The 14,317-nt window shown below is 68.7% G+C and carries 16 protein-coding genes and 3 pseudogenes; 12 read left to right on the forward strand and 7 right to left on the reverse strand.

The window, feature by feature from the left end; all coding sequences use genetic code 11:
- The first annotated feature begins 1 nt into the window (after position 1).
- Both RV986_RS47395 and RV986_RS47400 read left to right on the forward strand, forming a co-directional pair.
- Positions 2–946, forward strand: coding sequence for an SRPBCC family protein (locus tag RV986_RS47395; protein WP_475923283.1), 945 nt, complete (start codon positions 2–4; stop codon positions 944–946).
- Between the two features lie 257 nt (positions 947–1,203).
- Positions 1,204–1,386: a CsbD family protein gene (locus RV986_RS47400; protein ID WP_475923284.1), complete on the forward strand. Its 183-nt coding sequence runs from the start codon at positions 1,204–1,206 to the stop codon at positions 1,384–1,386.
- A gap of 1,058 nt (positions 1,387–2,444) precedes the next feature.
- Here the strand turns inward: RV986_RS47400 and RV986_RS47405 are convergent.
- From RV986_RS47405 to RV986_RS47425, 5 genes are all read right to left on the reverse strand, one after another.
- Positions 2,445–3,062: an alkaline shock response membrane anchor protein AmaP gene (locus RV986_RS47405; protein WP_475923285.1), complete on the reverse strand. Its 618-nt coding sequence runs from the start codon at positions 3,060–3,062 to the stop codon at positions 2,445–2,447.
- Positions 3,063–3,085: 23 nt separating this feature from the next.
- Positions 3,086–3,796, reverse strand: coding sequence for a DUF6286 domain-containing protein (locus tag RV986_RS47410; protein WP_475923286.1), 711 nt, complete (start codon positions 3,794–3,796; stop codon positions 3,086–3,088).
- A gap of 52 nt (positions 3,797–3,848) precedes the next feature.
- A complete protein-coding gene (locus RV986_RS47415) occupies positions 3,849–4,262 on the reverse strand; it encodes an Asp23/Gls24 family envelope stress response protein (RefSeq protein ID WP_475923287.1) in 414 nt (137 codons plus the stop codon).
- Positions 4,259–4,432, reverse strand: coding sequence for a hypothetical protein (locus RV986_RS47420; protein ID WP_475924757.1), 174 nt, complete (start codon positions 4,430–4,432; stop codon positions 4,259–4,261). The genes RV986_RS47415 and RV986_RS47420 overlap by 4 nt, the downstream gene beginning before the upstream one ends.
- A 77-nt stretch (positions 4,433–4,509) precedes the next feature.
- Entirely contained in the window at positions 4,510–4,941 is a 432-nt protein-coding gene (locus RV986_RS47425) for an Asp23/Gls24 family envelope stress response protein (RefSeq protein WP_475923288.1), read from the reverse strand.
- A 206-nt stretch (positions 4,942–5,147) separates the two neighbouring features.
- On the opposite strand from RV986_RS47425, the pseudogene RV986_RS47430 reads away from it, so the two are divergent.
- A pseudogene (locus RV986_RS47430) lies at positions 5,148–5,725 on the forward strand (RNA polymerase sigma factor).
- A 171-nt stretch (positions 5,726–5,896) separates the two neighbouring features.
- On the forward strand, positions 5,897–6,097 hold the full coding sequence (locus tag RV986_RS47435; RefSeq protein WP_475923289.1) for a hypothetical protein: 201 nt from the start codon (positions 5,897–5,899) through the stop codon (positions 6,095–6,097).
- Positions 6,098–6,478: 381 nt separating this feature from the next.
- On the opposite strand, the pseudogene RV986_RS47440 reads toward RV986_RS47435, so the two are convergent.
- A pseudogene (locus tag RV986_RS47440) lies at positions 6,479–6,878 on the reverse strand (winged helix-turn-helix domain-containing protein); the annotation flags it as partial.
- Positions 6,879–6,981: 103 nt separating this feature from the next.
- Here RV986_RS47440 and RV986_RS47445 point away from each other — a divergent pair.
- The 7 genes and pseudogenes from RV986_RS47445 to RV986_RS47475 all read left to right on the forward strand — a co-directional run bounded on the left by RV986_RS47445 (position 6,982) and on the right by RV986_RS47475 (position 12,771).
- Positions 6,982–7,338, forward strand: coding sequence for a CsbD family protein (locus tag RV986_RS47445; protein ID WP_475923290.1), 357 nt, complete (start codon positions 6,982–6,984; stop codon positions 7,336–7,338).
- Between the two features lie 712 nt (positions 7,339–8,050).
- Positions 8,051–9,589: a CYTH and CHAD domain-containing protein gene (locus tag RV986_RS47450; protein ID WP_475923291.1), complete on the forward strand. Its 1,539-nt coding sequence runs from the start codon at positions 8,051–8,053 to the stop codon at positions 9,587–9,589.
- A 151-nt stretch (positions 9,590–9,740) separates the two neighbouring features.
- A complete protein-coding gene (locus RV986_RS47455) occupies positions 9,741–9,947 on the forward strand; it encodes a hypothetical protein (RefSeq protein ID WP_475923292.1) in 207 nt (68 codons plus the stop codon).
- A gap of 153 nt (positions 9,948–10,100) precedes the next feature.
- On the forward strand, positions 10,101–10,367 hold the full coding sequence (locus tag RV986_RS47460) for a hypothetical protein (RefSeq protein WP_475923293.1): 267 nt from the start codon (positions 10,101–10,103) through the stop codon (positions 10,365–10,367).
- Positions 10,368–10,671: 304 nt separating this feature from the next.
- Positions 10,672–10,932, forward strand: coding sequence for a hypothetical protein (locus RV986_RS47465; protein WP_475923294.1), 261 nt, complete (start codon positions 10,672–10,674; stop codon positions 10,930–10,932).
- Between the two features lie 108 nt (positions 10,933–11,040).
- Positions 11,041–12,018 (forward strand): annotated as a pseudogene (locus RV986_RS47470) (molybdopterin-dependent oxidoreductase); the annotation flags it as partial.
- A gap of 150 nt (positions 12,019–12,168) precedes the next feature.
- The gene (locus tag RV986_RS47475) at positions 12,169–12,771 is read left to right on the forward strand and encodes a TetR/AcrR family transcriptional regulator (protein ID WP_475923295.1); all 603 of its coding nucleotides are present in this window, start codon (positions 12,169–12,171) and stop codon (positions 12,769–12,771) included.
- A 41-nt stretch (positions 12,772–12,812) separates the two neighbouring features.
- Here the strand turns inward: RV986_RS47475 and RV986_RS47480 are convergent, their stop codons facing one another.
- On the reverse strand, positions 12,813–13,109 hold the full coding sequence (locus tag RV986_RS47480) for a hypothetical protein (protein ID WP_475924758.1): 297 nt from the start codon (positions 13,107–13,109) through the stop codon (positions 12,813–12,815).
- Positions 13,110–13,324: 215 nt separating this feature from the next.
- Between RV986_RS47480 and RV986_RS47485 the strand changes: the two genes are divergently transcribed.
- The gene (locus RV986_RS47485; protein WP_475923296.1) at positions 13,325–14,044 is read left to right on the forward strand and encodes a DinB family protein; all 720 of its coding nucleotides are present in this window, start codon (positions 13,325–13,327) and stop codon (positions 14,042–14,044) included.
- Positions 14,045–14,317 lie beyond the last annotated feature (273 nt).

Here is a 14,317-nt window from a genome sequence, read left to right on the forward strand (position 1 = left end):
CATGGCCGACAAAGAGCGTGACTCCAGCCGGGGAGAGGGCTCCGGCCTCGACATGTTGCGGGACGAACTGACCGACTTCCTCGGTGCCCAGGTCGAACATCTCGTCGACAAGGCCGGGGAAAAGTTGGGGGATGTCACCGACCAACTCCTTGACACGGCCGAGAACGGCGGATCTCCTCTCGGCATCGGCGGACGCATCCTCCAAGGTGATTCCCCCTTGAAGGCGTTCGTCGGTGAGAAAGCCAAGGGACTCAAAGACAAGGTGATGGGAAAGGTCAAGGGCATTTTCGGCGGGGGACGCGGAGGCAAGTCCGGCAGCACCAAGGTGATGAACGTCATTGAAGTGCTTGACGTGGGTGTGCCGATCCGCGTGGCGTACAACTACTGGACCCAGTACGAGGAGTTCAGCGACTTCACCAAGGGCGTACGGAGTGTGTCCCGGAACGACGAGACCGCCAGTGACTGGAAGGTGAAGGTTGGCCCCTCGACTCGCGCTTGGAAGGCGACGGTTCAGGAACAGGTTCCGGACGAGCGAATCGTGTGGAGCTCCGAGGGCGCGAAGGGTACTACTCACGGCTGTGTCAGTTTCCACGAAATCACGCCCGACCTGACGCGGATCGTGCTTGTCGTCGAGTACTACCCATCGGGTTTCTTCGAGAAGACGGGCAACCTGTGGCGTGCTCAAGGCCGCCGTTTGCGGCTGGACTTCAAGAACTTCCAGCGCTATGTCACGTTCGCCGACGAGGAAGTCGAGGGCTGGCGCGGAGAGATCCGCGACGGCGAGGTGGTCCGCAGCCACGAGGAAGCACTGGAAGAGGAGGAAGCGGTAGGGGAGGACGAGGAGGAGGAGGAGCACGACGAAGAGGCGCCCGACGAAGAAGAGGAAGAAGAGGAGTACGACGAGGAGGGGCCCGAGGACGAGTACGACGAGGAGGACCAGAGTTGACGGGCTGGCGGACGCCCAACCCGCGGGCCGGCAGTTTGGTCGGCCTTCCTTCTGGGGATCGAGCACAGTCCTGTGGTGGTCTGCGGGCTTCGCGGGGCGGCGGTGGCTACTCCGCGAATGGCCAGCCTGGACGCTGCCGACGCAGGCACCGAAGTGCTCCCAGTTGCCGAGCCCCGTGAGCAGGCGCACGGTGAACAAAGATGTGTCGGTCCTGAACGGGCCGCCTTCCCAGCGTCTTCGAGAGGACGGCGATTCTGATGGCAAAGGACAAGGCCAATGCGAGGGTGCACCAGATCAGGGGCAAGATGAAGGAGACTCTCGGCAAGGCCCTGGGGGACTCATCAATGCAGCAGGCCGGGCGTGGAGAACAGCTGCGCGCCAAGGCACATGAGATGACGGAAAGGGCGGCGGGCCACCTTCGTAAGCGGAGCGGGCACTGATCGCGGGCGTACGGGGGGGGCCGCATCTTCGGGGTCTGGTGTCGCCAGCATCGATACTGCGCCGGACGCAGGTGATCGCGCGGTGGCTCAAGCGCCGTGCCCGCGCCCGCCTGATGGCTTGTCCAGCGTCGGCGCCATCGGTGCGAGGCTGGTCAATGACAGTGCCCGCTGGTCTCCACGGCCACGAAGCACGGCGACGAAGAGCGTTCCGATGTCCTGACCGCCCTGGGTCTCAGTACCGGCGGCGCCGGTCGGCGTCAGGCCGTACGAGGTCTGCATAAGCCGCCGCAGGCCTTGTGCCGTGTGGACGAGTCGCATCGCGTTCGATGGCGCCGTGCGCCAGTGTCGTGCGAGGGCAGGAACTCACTCCGGCCAGACGCCGGGATCTGACAGCCGGGGAACGCCGGTCGACTCTCGGGGCAGGCCACGCCGAGGGGAGACGCTCGGCTCGGGCCGTGCGTTCTCACTGGCCGCGAATATCGTGGCTGCTCGGGCTCTGGAGTGGAAGCCGGTACTGGTCGCCGGGTGGTCTTCGGTTGCGTTGCCGCTGTCCGTGGAGCTGCTGGTGCACCGGCCCGCTGGCCAGACCGCCCGAAGCCAAGGGGAGCGGCGAGACGGTCAGGCATCGAAGCGCCGGCGGTGATCCGCTGCTGAGACAGGCCAGCGGAAGGCCCGATCCAGGGGACCACCTTCGTGGTCGCCCTACCGCTCGACACGGTGGCGAGGGCCATGTCCAAGCTCCTGGCCCTCAACGTAGCCGTGTTCTGAGGGACATGCTCGACCTCCTCCAACAGGCCTTGAGGCAAAGGGAGTTCTTGGAGTCCCGACTGCGCCGCTTCGTCGTCGACGCCGGACACGAACTCCGTACGCCGCCCACCTCCATCCAGGGCTTCGCCCAGCTGGCCTGCGCCGTCCCGCCGCCACAGCGCCGGGAGGCCGATGCACAGGTCGCGAGGAAAGCCGAGTGCATGAACGTTCTCGTCGGCTCTGTCTGTCGAGGCACGCGCTCTGACCAGACGATCCAGATGGTCCACGGGATGGATGGTCGGCTTCCCGCCTTACTGCGCGCGCTGCGGTTTGTGGCGGGCGACCTGCAGGCGGACGTCGGTGTGCATGTGGGGGGTGTCGGGGGAGCCGGTGGACCGACGAGCGGTACGGAGCGGGCCTTCGCACAGGGCGTCGAGGGCGGCGCCGGGTGCACCCTGGGGGGTGAGAGCGAGCGTGATGTGAGTGCGGGGGTGGGCAGGCCGGCCAGTGATGTGCACGGTTGCATGCTCAACCCCCGGCAGGGCGCCGGCTTCGGCGGCGATCGCGTCGCTGAGCGCGTGGTCGCGCAGTTCGACGCCTTCCTGCGGGGGTGTGCCGCCGACGGGCAGCGCTCCGGGGTGGCGCTGGTGCAGTTGGGCGAGCAGCCACCACAGGGCGAGCAGGGCGACGATCGTGAGGGCGGCGATGACGGCGGGCCACCACCACCAGCCCTGACTGTTCCAGCGGGCCCGGTCGGCGGAGCCGAGCAGGACGTCGGGCGGGGTGGTCAGGGGCCAGCCGACGGGCGGGACCAGATCGTGTCGCCGGTAGACGTCGAGCCCGGCGAAGAGGATCAGCAGACCGCCGCCGAGCAGTACCAGTCCGGCGAGGGCCAGCAGACTGCGGTTGAGTACGGTTCGCTGCGTCATGGTGTGGGCTCCGGTGCGGGGGGTCAGTGGGTGCGTTGCCGCACTCGTACGACGATGCGGGGAGGGCGGGCGAGGACGAGCTGATCGCGCTCCTCGTCGAGGTCGGCGGTGAGGTCGTCCTTCACCTGCTGGGGGTCGCGGAAGCGGACGTCCGCGCGGGCCTTGACGCGGTGGCGGCGCACCCGGATGCGAGCCGTGCTGACTCCTGGGACTCGGATGGCGGCGTCGCGCAGCAGGCCGGCGGCGCCGTCGCGGTCCAGGGAGGCCCGCAGCCCGGGCGCGGGGGAGCGCAGGGGCAGCCAGTGGCGTAGGCCGGGGGTGAGGGCCAGGACGATCAACCAGATGCCGAGCGCGGCGGCCACGGCGGCTCCCGTGAGCACCCACACGTCGTCTACGGGGCGGGTGGCCAGTTCGTCGGCCAGGTGCCGTCGCCAGGCTGCCGCAGGGCGTCCCGCCCGTACGGCGACGACGTCGAACAGCGCCGCGACCGCCGCCACGAGAATTACCGAGGCGACCAGCGCGGCCGGAATGCGGCGCGCGGACCACGGGCGGTGGGTCCGGTGCCGTCTGTCGTGCTCGCTCGCTACCGGGTCCGGCGGAAGGGGCGGGTTGTGTTCGGGTGGACCGGGCTCTGTCGGCTGCCTCGGCTCCTCGGGCTGTTTCGTCATCGGCACGGTGGCACGGCGCGCGGATGGCGTGGAGCTGCGTGCGGGAGGGTCCGGGTCGGGTGTCATTCCGGTCCTCCTTTCTGCGCGGCGTGCCCGGCGGCCCGGGTCGCGTGGCGCCTCATCGGACCCGTCCCCGGCTCGCGTCGGCGGCGGTCACCAGCCGCCGGACGGTGAGGGTGACCTCTCCCACCTTCAGGCCGGTCAGCTGAGTCACCCGTTCGGCGACGTCGTGCTGGATCCGTTCGCAGACGTGGGGGATGTCGGTGGGGTAGGGCAGGTCCATGGCCAGGTGCAGGCGCACCGATCCGGTACGGACGGCTGCGGAGGCGCTGGGTGCCGCCGGTCCGCTCCGGTCGGGCGGTATGGCGGCGCGCCGGGACTGGGCTGTGCGTGCGGCCTTGGCGGCGATACGGGCGACCACCCTGTCCGGGATGACGGTGGCGCCCCGTTCGGCCGGGGGCGGCAGGTCGGCGGATCGCCCCGGTGGGCCGGCCCCTTCGCCCGGGGGTTGGGAACCGGGCCGGGTACTCACCGCTGCCTCCGCATATGGAGGTCGAGGTCGCCCTGCACGACGAGGCCGACGAACAGCCCCGCCGCACCCAGAACCAGGACGAGCAGGAATGCCCAGAAGCCGCCGAAGTATCCGGCGAAGCCCAGGGCGATGCCGGCCGCGAGGCCGTCGTTGCTGCGTTCATCATGCACTCACCCGTCTCGCGAACGTGATCGTCCGTGTGAGCACCTGCTCATGCTCAGGGCATGGCCGTGGTCACGGCGGTCGGTCACCTCACGCGGCCCTCGTCCCGTTCGGCCTCTTCCTCCTCGTCGGGGAGGTGGACGTCGTCGACGGCGATGTTCACCTCGACGACCTCCAGGCCCGTCATCCGCTCCACGGCGCTGATCACGTTGGTGCGTACGGCGCCGGCGACGTCGACGATGGAGACGCCGTATTCGACGACGACGTCCAGGTCCACCGCGGCCTGGCGCTCGCCGACCTCGACCTTCACTCCGCGCGTGACGCCTCCGCCTCCGCCCGGGACGCGTTCCCGCATGGCGCCGAAGGCGCGGGCCATCCCCGCTCCCAGGCTGTGGATGCCCGGTACCTCGCGTGTGGCCATGCCTGCGATCTTGGCCACCACACCGTCCGCGATGGTGGTCTTCCCCCGTGTCTCGGCCGGTGCTCCGGCCCCGGTACGGCCCTTCAGCGCGCTCACGCCTGTGTCGGGCGGCTGCCCCCGCCGACGCTGGTGATGTTGTCCGTCATGGCGGTCGCCTCGAGTGGCTCGGTGTGACACCTGCGTGGTGTCTCTCAAGACGTTGGACACCGGGGCGGCGTACCTCTCACAGACGTGACATGTGATGTGCGTCACACAGGCGTGGCGGGGGTACACGCTCTTTCCGAGCCCCCTGCGAGAACGTCATGATTCAACGTACTGCTTCCCCACGGCTGGGATGCGACCTGCCGGACGGAGTGCTTGCCGTGCGGGCGGCCGAGGGAGACGAAGACTCCTTCGCCGTTCTCGTCCAGCGGCACCACCGGTCCCTCCTGGCCCTGGCCCGTGGCATGCTCGGCAACCCCAGGACGCCGAAGAGGCCGTTCAGGACGCCTTTGTCAGCGCCTGGCGGTGTCTACCGGAGTACCGTCACAGTGCGGAGTTCCGCACCTGGATGTACCGGATCACCATCAATCGCTGCCTGACCATGCGACGGCGGCGCCGACCGCCGCCCCTCCCTCTGGACACCGTCGCCGAACCCGCGACGGGCGACGCGAGGAGCCAGCCCGCCCGGTCCGCCGAGCAGGACGCGGCCACCGAGGCGCTGTCCCGCGCGCTCGCCGAGCTGGACGCCGGCCAGCGGATCTGCTGGATCCTGCGGGAACTGCAGGGCCTGCCCTACAACGAGATCGCCCACGTGACACGGACCAGTGAGCAGACGGTGCGCGGCAGACTGTTCAGAGCACGCCGATCCCTGCGGGAGGCGATGGACCCATGGCGCTAGACGACCCGCATAGCCAGCCTTCCGAACCGCCCCGAGCCGACGGGTCCGCACCAGCCAAACCGCAGCCGATGTGCCCCCGTTCGCGGGTAACGAGGTACTGTCGGCCGCCTGCTCAGCCGGGTCTGGGAACAGGCGTAGGACGCGGTGCCGCCGACCGCAGACCCGCACACGGTGTCTTGTCCTCACTGCCGCAAGGCCGTCGAGGGACTGGCCACGGTGAACGCGGCCGCCCAGGCGCTGCGTGCGGAAGACCCTCCCGGCCTGCAGGCACTCGCCGACTGTGTCATGAACGTCGTCAGGGCAGAGATCCAGCTCGGACGGCTGCTGCCCCTTGCCGACCCGGACCGGGCCTGCGGATCGCCGAGAGGCTAGGAACTTCGGCGGCTGCGGAAGCTGACCGCCGAGCAGGCGAAGATGATCGAGATCTTGAGAAAAGCGACCTTGGGTTCCACCGGTCGCTGCAACATCCCAGGTAAAACAGGTGCCGGAAGTGTTGCGGGTGGCGAGGATCGCTCGTCCGGGGATGTCGGACTCGCAGAAGCGGGAGGTCTGGCGACGCTGGAAGGAAGGGTAGTCGCTGAGCGAGATCGGCCGCGCGCTGGGCAAGGTTCCAGGCTCGATCCACGGCGTGGTGAAAGCGAACGGCGGCTACGTACCCGCCGAGCGCACTCGGGCGAAGCGAGCGCACTCGGGCGAAGACTGTGCTGAGTCTGGCCGAGCGGGAGGAGATCTCCCGTGGTCTGGCCGGCAATGCACGCTCCAGCCGATGCGGTGCAGCAGCAAGTCCAGCCCGGCCAGGGTGCACTCGACGCCGAACCGGCGGCGCACGACCTCGGCGATCCTCGCCAGAGTCAAGCACTGGTCGCTCCAGCCGGCGGCGGCCGGGCCGGCGTCCAACACCGCCTCCAGCACGCGCAGCTGCCCCGCATCGAGCTTGCAGCGGGCACCGCCGGGGCCCCTGGAGACCAGGGCCTGTCGGCCGCCCGAAGTCCGCCCGCCGCCAGCGGTTCGCCGACATCCGGGTCACCCTGAACCGCCGGGCCGCCTCCCGGTCACTGGCCCCTGCCTTGATCAGATCAGCGGCCGCCAATCGGACCCGCTCACGCCGAGCCCGCTCCTCAGCCGTCAGCCCTCCGCCATCGGGAGACCTCATCCCGCCGGCATAGCGCGGCCCACGACAGCCGTCACGGCCCACGACAGCCGTCACGACCCCACATAACCCACACCCTTAATGATCTCCAGTGGTCCACTGCCGCATGACCGCCAGGGACGACAGCAGGACGGAAGCGTTCTCGCCAGGCGAGAACGCTTCCCTGGCATTTCTTGGCGCTGCCGCATTCCGTGGACACGGCTGGGCGGCCGCCTTGCCGGTTGCGGAGTCGTCATGCCCAGCGCATGGTAAAAGCAGCAATTCGAGCCTCATCGGAGGGCAACGGGTCATGAGTAAGGCGAAGGCAAAGGCCAAGCAGGTCAAGGGAAAGATGAAAGAGACCACCGGCAAGGCCCTGCACGACGAGGGCATGCAGGCCGAGGGCAGTGGTGAGCAGATCGTCGGTAAGGCGCAGGAGACCGCGGAAAAGGCGACAGACCGTGTGAAGAGGACCGGCCGGTAGGACTGCTCGCTCCGGCGGCACGTCCGACGGCACGCACCGAGCCGAGTGAACGCCGAGTCGGAACATCTCGTGGTCGGCACCACCTGCGGTTTGGCTGCGTGAGCCGACTCAAGGTGGTCGGGACAGCTGCCCGACCACCTCGGTCTGTTGCGCGCCACGGCAGGCAGTTCGACTCGTCTGGCGTCGATCGGTGCGCGCGGAACAGCGGTTGCGGAGCGCTCGAAGAGGCACCCGGCTTTTGGGCGACCACCGAGAATGGGGTCCATCCACGGCCCATGGTGACCGCGGTGTCAGGCAGGTCAGGCGGTACGACGATGGGGAGCGACGCAGCACTGCACGGTGAGGTCACCACCAGTCACTCGGCGTTCGGAGCGCCCTGCTGGGCGAGTCTGACCACGCGCCATCTTAAGGGGCGGAGGACTTCTACCACGCGGTGCTGGGATGGGAGTGGCGCACAGGCAGCACGGTGGGCAGCCGACCCGGTGGAATCCGGAGGCCGGCGAAGTGCGTGCGTAGCGACTCACTCGACCACTCGGTCCCGCACTGCGAGCTACCGGCCAGGCAGGAGCGTGATCGTCCGGAGCGACGCTACCTGCGTCGGCGCTCAGGCCGTGCATGCCACGCCATACCGTGTACTCGAATCTTTGACGGGCTTACGCACGGCTGCACGTCACGAGTGTTTGAGCGGCGCTGAGGCGTGTACGCGCCCGGTATGACCCATTTGAAGCGAGAGACAGAGCGAAAGTACGAAGCCCCGTCGGCCAATGACACCTCGTGGCTGCCTGACCTCACCAGCGTGGACGGCATCGCATCGGTCGTGGGAAAGGGCCGCGACGAACTGGACGCCGTGTACTACGACACTGACGACCTGCGCCTGGTCGGCGCGTCGGCAGTGCTCCGGCGAAGGACCGGTGGGGCGGATGCGGGCTGGCACCTCAAACTGCCGATGTCCGGGGACAGCCGGGAGGAGGTGCAGGTCCCGTTGTCCGACACGGTTCCGGACACCCTGCGTAACCTGGCCCTTTCTCGCACCCGAGGGGGAGAGCTGAGGCCAGTCGTCCGTATCTGGTCCACCCGCAGCACACGGCACCTCGTCGATTCTCAAGGCGTGGTCCTTGCTGAGCTGAGCCTCGACAGGGTCCGCGCCGAGTCCCTGCTCGGCGCCACCGCACGGGCCTCATGGACTGAGATGGAGGTCGAGCTCGCCGAGGACGCCGATCCCTTGCTGCTCGACCTCGTGGACAAGGCGCTGTACAAGAACGGCATCAACCGCGCGGGCAACCCGTCCAAGCTGAGCCGGGCCCTGGAGGAAACAGGAACGGCAGCGCCACGCCTGCCGGACACGCGTGCCGAGACCGTCGTACCCGGTTCGGCCGCCGAAGAGATCCTCAGGTATATGGACGGGCAGATGCACGCCCTGGTGGACCTCGATCCCGCGGTACGCCGCGGCCTGCCGGACTCGGTGCACAGGATGCGCGTCACCTGCCGTCGACTGCGCAGCACCCTGCGTTCCTACCGGGCGGTGCTGGAGCGTGAGGTCACCGATCCGATCCGCGAGGAGCTCAAGTGGCTGGGCGGCGAGCTGGGCGCCGAACGCGACCAGGAGGTCCTCACGGAACGGCTCGGCGGGCGCATCGGGGCCGTGCCCCGGGAGCTGGTCCTTGGGCCCGTCGGAGCCCGGTTGCAGGTGTGGAACGTCTCCCGCACCTCCGAGGCGCGGCAGCGCACTCTCGACGCTCTGCTCTCACCCCGTTACCTGGCCCTCCTGAATTCTTTGGCCACGCTCACGCAGCAGCCCCCGCTGCGTCGTAAAGCCGCTCGCCAGCCGGAGAAAGTCACGGTCAAGGCAATCCTCAAGGAGTACGGCCAGTTGGCTGGCCGAGTGGCACACGCGCTGGAGTTCTCGCCGGGGACGGAACGCGACGCGGCCCTCCATCAGGCCCGCAAGGCGGCGAAGAAGACGCGGTATGCCATCGAACCGGCGCGCGCCTCGCTCGGCAAACCCGCCAAGCGGCTCGGCAAGCGCGTCAAGGCCGTACAGAAGGTGCTCGGGGACCATCAGGACAGCGTCGTTGCGCGGGACGCCCTGCGGCACCTGGCTCTGGCGGCACACGCGGCGGGAGAGCCCGGCTTCACCTGGGGACTGTTGTACGGCCAGGAGCAAGCCATGGCCGAAGGACGCGAACGGGAACTGCCGACTGCGTGGGCCGACGCGTCGAAGCCCGGGCTGCGCAAGGCGCTCGTTCACTGAGAGGTCGTCCTCTCCCGGTGTCTTGTTCCAGAACACTGTGCAGCACCCGGTGTTTGATTCTGTGGTGTCGGAGCACGCAGCACGGCGTTTGGCACTGCACCGCGGGCCACGTCCGGATGCGCGGCGTATGGCTGCGGGCGATGCTTGCCGAATGACCGAGCGTTCTGTGATCGTTTACCCGCCCGTCAAGGGGGAGGGGCGCCAAGTACGCGTGGACGGGGAGCCTGCGGGGGCGGCGTGCAGTCTGCGTGGCTTGGCCGAGATCATGCGGCAGGCGGGCTGGGCTGGTCTGGATGAGATCGATGTCGCGGACTCACCGGTCATCGAGTGGCACGGCGGCGGCCCTGAGCTGTGGTGACGGCACACTTGAATCTCCAGCGTCAGTCCTGCGCCTGCATGGCTTCGCCGCCAGGTAGGTGACGGCGTTCGGGGCGGGGGAGAAGCCGATGTCTTTGAGGCCCTGGGAGAGGTCGGCGCTGACCTCTTCGTTCGCGGGCTTACCAAGATCACCGTGAAGCAGCTCGGCCGGGCGAACGTCAACGGCGTACACCCCGGCGTCAGCGGGACACCGCCGGCCTGCGACCCCGCCACCGGCATGACCTGCGTGGAGTTCTTCGCCGACAGCGACTACCTGCTCGGTCCCGCCCTCGCCGCGCAGCTCCGACCGCAACCGAAGTCTCACAGCAGGGCAGGAACACCTGGAGCCGACAGTGACGGTTCTGGACTCGCCGCCGATGAGTGGGCTCAGGAGTGGGACAGGGCCGGCGCCGAGGAGTGACGGAGGTCGGAAACTGCTTCCGTCACTGACGGTCACCGATTGGCATCGTGCAGCGAACTGACCTTCGGCCTGCCGAGGTACCCGGCCGGCTCGCTCTGGGAGCGCACCAAGGGCGACCTGCCCGCAGAGGCGGAAGAACGTCGGGATCGAGGGCGGTCGCGTACGACCGAGGGGGAACTCGTCAACGCTCTGCGCAGCCGCCGACCGGCCTCGGGGCGGGGCCTCGATCGTCGGCAGCATCATCGTCGGCCGCCGGGGTACCTGCGACTCACGGCACCCCCTTGTGCGAGGAAGCGAGAACGCCGTGACCGAGCGACGCCTGGAATCCCCTGGGAACAGCGGGAGGCCGACACCGAAGCCGGTGCCCAGGGATCCGCCCGATCAGCAGGCCACCGCCGACGAGGACCCCTGGGACGTCGTCGGGGCCCCGGCGCAGTCCGTCACCGAGGAGGAGCCAGACCTGGCGATTCCCGATACGGACGAGGCCGGCACCGGCCGGAGGGGCGCCCCGCACTCCGGCAGCCGACGTCCGGAGCATCCTGTGCCCGACGAACCGCCCGCCTGACGCTCCGCGCGCCGCGGGAGCCCCGGTACGTGACGCTGGGAGAGATGCCCGCGACTGTTGACAGGAGTCCGGCCGCCCGAGAGGACACGTCATGGGTGTACGCACCTGGCATACTTCGTCAGCCTGCTCAAGGCGTACTACGGCGACGCCGCCACAGCGGACAACGACTTCTGCTTCGACCACCTGCCGCGCCTCACCGGCTCTCACTCCACCTACGAGACGGTCATGGCGCAGCTCGACGGCGACTGCAAGGGCTACTTCCTGATGGGCGAGAACCCGGCCGTCGGGTCGGCCAACACCCGCCTCCAACGCCTGGGCATGGCCAATCTGGAGTGGCTGGTCGTCCGAGACTTCTCCCTCATAGAGTCCGCGACCTGGTGGCAGGACGGACCGGAGATCGAAACGGGTGAACTGAGCACCGAATCGATCCGTACCGAGGTCTTCTTCTTCCCCGCCGCCGCACACACCGAGAAATCCGGCTCGTTCACCAACACCAACCGGTGGGTTCAGTGGCACCACGCGGCCGTGGAACCGGAAGGGGACGCCCGCAGCGACCTGTGGTTCATGTACCACCTGGGCCGACGCATCAAGGAGAAGCTGGCCGGCTCGACCGACCCCATGGACCAGCCCGTCCGAGACCTCACCTGGGACTACCCCGTCGAAGGGCCGCTGCGCGAGCCGGTCGCCGACACGATCCTGGCCGAGATCAACGGACACGGCCCGGACGGCGGTCCGCTCTCCGCCTACACGGAATTGAAAGACGACGGATCCACCCGCTGCGGCTGCTGGATCTACTGCGGGGTGTACGCCGACGGCGTCAACCACGCCGCTCGCCGCACACCCCACACGGAGCAGGACTACGTAGCCGCCGACTGGGCCTGGGCCTGGCCCGCCAACCGCCGTATCCTCTACAACCGCGCCTCCGCGGCCCCGGACAGCAGCCCGTGGAGCGGCCGCAAGGCATATGTGTGGTGGGACGGCGCGGAGGGGAAGTGGACCGGCCACGAAGTCCCCGACTTCATACCCGACCGCGCGCCCGACTACGTGCCACCGGAAGGCGTGACCGGGCCCGACGCACTGCGTGGGTGCAGAGGCGGTCACCTGAGCCACGGTGACCGCCTCTGCACGTTGACCGGGAAGACAGGTCTGTCCACCCTTGTTGTGCCGGGTAGGAGTCGTATGCCCCCTCGAACGGAGCAGTAGACTGAACCGTCGGTCTGACAGAAGGAAGGCCCCATGCCGAGCAAGGTCAACGCCTCGAAACCCTCCGCGCGTGAGCGTCTGCTGGCCGCCGCCGACGAGCTGTTCTACAGCGAGGGCGTACAGAGCGTCGGCATCGACCGCATCGTGCAGAAGGCCGGCGTGGCCAAGGCGTCGCTCTACAACCTGTTCGGCAGCAAGGAAGAGCTGGTGCAGGCCTACCTGGATGCCCGTCACGCCAGTACCCGTGAGCAGGTCGAGCGCGCCCTGACCCGGTTCCGGACGCCACGTGAGCGGCTGCTGGGGGTTTTCGACGCGCAGGGCCAGCTGTTCACCGAGCCCGGCTTCAACGGCTGTGCGCATGTGACGGCCAGCGCGGAGGCGCAGCCCGGCAGTCCGGTCGAGGGCGCCGCCGACCGGTACCGGCTCTGGGTGAGGACCCTGTTCACGGATCTGGCGCGGGAGGCCGACGTCGCCGACCCCGAAGATCTGGCACGGCAGCTGCACCTGCTGTACGACGGCGCCGGGGTGTCGGCGCGGATGGATCGGGATCCGTCGGCGGCGACGACCGCCCGTACGGCGGCTGCGGCGTTGTTCGACGCGGCGGCCAGGGAACAAGAAGCGGTTGACGCCAGGTAGTGGTACTGGTTCGGTGGGACATCGAAACCCGCTGAGGACGATCACGGCCGGGGCTGGAGCCTGTTTCTTGACTGCCTCGTCCAGAATGTCTGGATTTGGACGAGATGATCGAGCCGACCGGCGACACTCAACGCGTCGTACCCGGAGATCAGTCGGCCCGCGGCCGCTTCGGACACCGCGAAACTCGACGCCACCTGCGGCAACAGTCCGGCGATCGGGAACTCGGTCAGCCCGATGCCGAGACCGCCGATTGCTCTCTCCGTCCTCGAAGCGCGCCACGGCGAACAGCCCGACATCACCCCATCAAGTTCAGAAGCTGCCGCGAGGTCCGCCTGCAAGATCCGATGAGACGCCCTTCTACCGCCACGTCGACGTCCTGGTCAGCAGGGTCGGCCTCGCCGATGACTGTCCCGCGCGAAGGCCCGCGGACCCGGTAACGGCCGTCGCTCAGCGGATCAATCGGCGCGGAAATCGGTCGCGCCCCATGAGGTGAGGCGTTAACTTCCGCCTGAGCGCAGTGAGTTACGTGGCATGACCGTGAAGGGAGCCAGGCATGGAGATTGCGGGCGCGCGGACCGACCGTTTGGGCTTACTGCTCGACCAGTTCGACCACGCCAGGGAGATGGCCCAGGTGCGGCTGACGGGGCTCGGTGACGAGGAGTACCTGTGGGAGCCAATGCCCGATTGCTGGTCGATCCGGCGCCGGGGCGAGGCGACGACGCCCAGGGCGTTCGGGCCGGGCGAGTGGGTGCTCGACCAGGGCGAACCGCAGATCCCGGCAAACGAGTACGCCGAGGTCGCCCGGCAGGCCGCAGGCGGCATGTCCGTTGCCAAGATCGCCGATGACTGGAGTGTGAGTATCGAACGGGTCGAGCGGATCCTCGCCCACACCGGTACGCCGGAGCCTGACAAAACGCCGATCACGACCATTGCGTGGCGGCTGGGGCACCTGCATTACGAGTTCGCGGGCGGATGGGAGTGGACCTTCGGCGAACGGCGGCAGGATCCGAAGCTGATGGTCGACTTCACCCCGTCCGCCGCCTTGACACTCGAACGGTTCTGGACGTTGATCGACCGCTGGCGAGACAGCGTCGCCGCCCTCACCGACGAGCAGCTCGACACGGTCGGCTTCTCGCAGTACCCGTACGGCTCCGACCCCGACGACCCATTCATCGTCGTGCTGTCCGGGGCCAACCTCGAATTCATCCACCACATGGCCGAGATCGCGTTGCTCCGCGACCTGTGGCGGGCCCGCTTCATCACTCCCGGGTAGGCCCGGGCGCGCCGCGAGGGTGTTCAACGGCGTTTCCGATCCACACGCCAGTCAGCTCAACTGGCAACCTGCGGCGTGTGCTTGCCAGTTGAGCTGACTGGGCGACGGAACCCCTGGTGGAGGGGCGTTCGACCAAGGGATCCGTCTCCGCGGGGGACTTCGTGTGCTTGTCCGCCCGTCCGGCGCCGACGTGTCCAGCTCCACCCTGCGGCTGCTGTCCGCCCGACGGCGCCGGCCGACCACCGGCCGCCAGGCCCTGCCCGCCCTGGTTCA

The sequence above is a fragment of the Streptomyces sp. RLA012 genome, from assembly GCF_056270325.1.

Excerpts from the sequence above, each read along its gene's own strand:
- RV986_RS47395 (WP_475923283.1), top strand. The coding sequence starts at position 2 with ATGGCCGACAAAGAGCGTGACTCCAGCCGGGGAGAGGGCTCCGGCCTC.
- RV986_RS47400 (WP_475923284.1), top strand. The coding sequence starts at position 1,204 with ATGGCAAAGGACAAGGCCAATGCGAGGGTGCACCAGATCAGGGGCAAG.
- RV986_RS47405 (WP_475923285.1), bottom strand. The coding sequence starts at position 3,062 with ATGACGCAGCGAACCGTACTCAACCGCAGTCTGCTGGCCCTCGCCGGA.
- RV986_RS47410 (WP_475923286.1), bottom strand. The coding sequence starts at position 3,796 with ATGACACCCGACCCGGACCCTCCCGCACGCAGCTCCACGCCATCCGCG.
- RV986_RS47445 (WP_475923290.1), top strand. The coding sequence starts at position 6,982 with ATGACCGCCAGGGACGACAGCAGGACGGAAGCGTTCTCGCCAGGCGAG.
- RV986_RS47450 (WP_475923291.1), top strand. The coding sequence starts at position 8,051 with ATGACCCATTTGAAGCGAGAGACAGAGCGAAAGTACGAAGCCCCGTCG.
- RV986_RS47455 (WP_475923292.1), top strand. The coding sequence starts at position 9,741 with ATGACCGAGCGTTCTGTGATCGTTTACCCGCCCGTCAAGGGGGAGGGG.
- RV986_RS47475 (WP_475923295.1), top strand. The coding sequence starts at position 12,169 with ATGCCGAGCAAGGTCAACGCCTCGAAACCCTCCGCGCGTGAGCGTCTG.
- RV986_RS47485 (WP_475923296.1), top strand. The coding sequence starts at position 13,325 with ATGGAGATTGCGGGCGCGCGGACCGACCGTTTGGGCTTACTGCTCGAC.